We start from the raw sequence: 2,574 nt of genomic DNA on the forward strand, positions 1-2,574 counted from the left end.
CCCCATACTTTTAGCGAATTTCGATGAGAACTCAGGGTCTTTAAAGAGCTTTTCCCAGAATTGTTGCCCTTTGTCGGATACCATTGCATCTTCAATCGTTTTCTTTACTACTGTTTCATCTAGTATGAGTGCTTGTTTCATTTTTTCATCAGTTAACACATCTTGAATGGCTTTCTTACCTTGATCGGTTTTTAAAATATCAACAATCATTTTCTTCGTTTGATCGTAATCAAGTTCGGACTTTGCTTCTTTTCCTTGTGCACACGCTACAAGTGCGAGGAATAGAAAAGAAGAAGTCAAAACGAGCAGCATCCGTTTCATAAGTTGGAACTCCTTTCAGCACAGTTCTCTCTTTTTAATATAAATATCTTTAGGGAATTTATACATGAACATGGCTAGCTTTTTGAAATTGTCATTGATACAATTTAATTAGAAATATAAGGATAATGGGGGATGTGTTGTGAATAGCCGCAAGTGGGTACGACTATTTTTTACGACGTTGTTTCTTGGTGGGATTAGCACGGTCATTATTGGGTTTGTTTTAGAGTGGGACAAGTACGCTAAATTTTTTCAAAATTTCGACGGAAAGGAAATTCTAGCAGTTTCCTTTTGGTTGATGGGTGTAGGGTTTATTTTTAGTGTTATAAGTCAAATGGGATTCTTTGCTTATTTAACAATCCATCGTTTTGGATTAGGTATGTTCCGTTCACCTTCTTTATGGAATGCAGTCCAGCTCTTCTTTATTGCATTCGTTTTATTTGATTTCGTGTATCTAAGATCTGTATTGATTGCAAATGGGGAAGTTTCATTAGGGAATAACATACTTGTTGCTGGTGTGTTATTTATGTTCGGGGCCATTGTTGCTTACATAAAAAGTAAGGAAACAAATAAAAAGGCATTTGTGCCCGCTTTGTTCTTTATGGTTGTTGTAACAATTCTTGAGTGGGTACCAGCTCTTCGAATTAATGATACAGACTGGTTATATTTAATGGTGATACCACTTTTATTATGTAATGCATATCAGTTACTTATATTACATCGTTTAATTGGAAAGAGAAGTAAGTCAGCCTAATATAAGAGAGTTTGTACGAATGAAAAAAGCTCTATTACCTGAATGAAAGGTAGTAGAGCTTTTTATGTGTGAAGGCACAATGGAAAAGAATTACTGTACATCTTTACTTTTCGTACTTGTGTTGGAAATAAGTTGTGATACGGATATTTGCTCATATCCGTCACTTTTTAATTTTTGTAGAAGCAGTGGTAAAGCTTTATTTGTTTGAAGGGCAGAATCGGATGCGTGTAGTAAAACGATATCTCCACCTTTTAAATTATTAGAGACGGTGGAAACGATATTGTTTACACCAGGGTTTTTCCAATCGTTTGAGTTATTACTCCAATGAACGATGGTGTATCCGAGTGATTCTGCTATTTTAAGTGTTGCTTTGTTAAAGTCTCCACTAGGTGGACGCAATAGCTTGACTTGTTTCACACCGAGTTTTGTAAAAACATCTTGCGCTCGTAAAAGATCTCTTCGTATTTCATTTGTCTCTAGAGAAGTGTAGGACGTGTAATTATAGCCCATACTACCGATTTCATGTCCATCTTTTATGATGCGTTCAACAACATCAGGGTGTCTTTCTGCCCATGCAGCAGAAAGGAAGAAGGTTGCATTCTTAATGTCTCTTTCTTTAAGTGTATCAAGGATTGGAATTGCTTTTTTGTCTCCCCAACTAATATCAAATGTGAATGCAACTTGTTTTTTAGATGTGTCGCCTTTGTAAATAACTTTAGGTCCTGTAGCAGTTGAAAAAGCAGATTCATGTGAATATGTTTTTAAAAAGAGAAGCCATGCTGTAAATAAGGAAAGTATCACTATTAAGCTAATGTGTTTAAAATTTCTTTTACTCGTAATAAAAAAGAAAAACATAATATTACGCCCCTTTGTCCAATCCTTTTCAGTTACATATATGCTTTAAATATTAAAAAGAGAACAAAGGATTAATATCGTAAGCAGTGGATATAATGAATGATAGGATTTTGATAAGTGAAAATGAGCGAAACGTTTATTGCTTTGTAGGAAATGATTGAGGTGATGATTTGCTTGGGTTTATGTTAACGAAAGAAGAGAAAAAAGAAATGGAATACATATTGAAGAGAGAGTTAGAAGAACTTTTATTTGATTTTGAAGATGAACGTATTCATGATGTTGTAAAAAAGGCGATGGAGGAAAGATATAAAATCATTTTTTGTTTGTTTCGAAGAGTCGCTAATGCAGAAGAATGTATGCGTTATGTAAGGAAAAGAACTTTTTATTAAAAAGTGTTGACGTTAATGGATATTGTATGATAAATTAATAAACGTCGCTGATGCAGAAACGCAGAAGACGACAAAAAAGAAATTGAAAAACTTAGTTGACATCGAAAAACGAAGATGTTAACATAAGGAAGTCGCAAATGAGCGACTAAGTAGTTCTTTGAAAACTGAACGAAACAAACAACGTGAAACGTCAATTTTTATTTTTAGATGCTAGACAAACTAACTTTATTGGAGAGTTTGATCCTGGCTCAGGATGAA

3 protein-coding genes and 1 pseudogene are annotated in these 2,574 nt (G+C 34.3%); 2 read left to right on the top strand and 2 right to left on the bottom strand.

What is annotated here, in order from left to right; genetic code table 11:
- Window positions 1-321 (bottom strand): annotated as a pseudogene (gene gerD, locus MR113_RS27010) (spore germination protein GerD); the annotation flags it as partial.
- Window positions 322-460: 139 nt separating this feature from the next.
- Here gerD and kbaA point away from each other — a divergent pair.
- Window positions 461-1,072 carry a KinB signaling pathway activation protein KbaA gene (kbaA, locus tag MR113_RS27015; RefSeq protein WP_001088506.1) on the top strand — a complete coding sequence of 204 codons (612 nt, stop codon included), beginning with the start codon at window positions 461-463 and terminating at the stop codon, window positions 1,070-1,072.
- Window positions 1,073-1,162: 90 nt separating this feature from the next.
- Here kbaA and pdaB read toward each other — a convergent pair whose 3' ends face one another.
- On the bottom strand, window positions 1,163-1,927 hold the full coding sequence (gene pdaB / locus MR113_RS27020; protein ID WP_060629220.1) for a polysaccharide deacetylase family sporulation protein PdaB: 765 nt from the start codon (window positions 1,925-1,927) through the stop codon (window positions 1,163-1,165).
- Window positions 1,928-2,097: 170 nt separating this feature from the next.
- Here pdaB and MR113_RS27025 point away from each other — a divergent pair, with 170 nt between their 5' ends.
- Window positions 2,098-2,316, top strand: a complete 219-nt coding sequence (locus tag MR113_RS27025) for a hypothetical protein (protein ID WP_000900298.1) — start codon at window positions 2,098-2,100, stop codon at window positions 2,314-2,316.
- The last annotated feature ends 258 nt before the right edge of the window (window positions 2,317-2,574 follow it).

Origin of the sequence: Bacillus cereus group sp. BfR-BA-01379 (assembly GCF_022663605.1) — a bacterium.
GTDB classification, from domain to species: Bacteria; Bacillota; Bacilli; order Bacillales; family Bacillaceae_G; genus Bacillus_A; species Bacillus_A mobilis.

Bases quoted from the DNA above. Each gene is read 5' to 3' on its own strand.
- pdaB (WP_060629220.1), bottom strand. From the start codon at position 1,927: ATGTTTTTCTTTTTTATTACGAGTAAAAGAAATTTTAAACACATTAGC.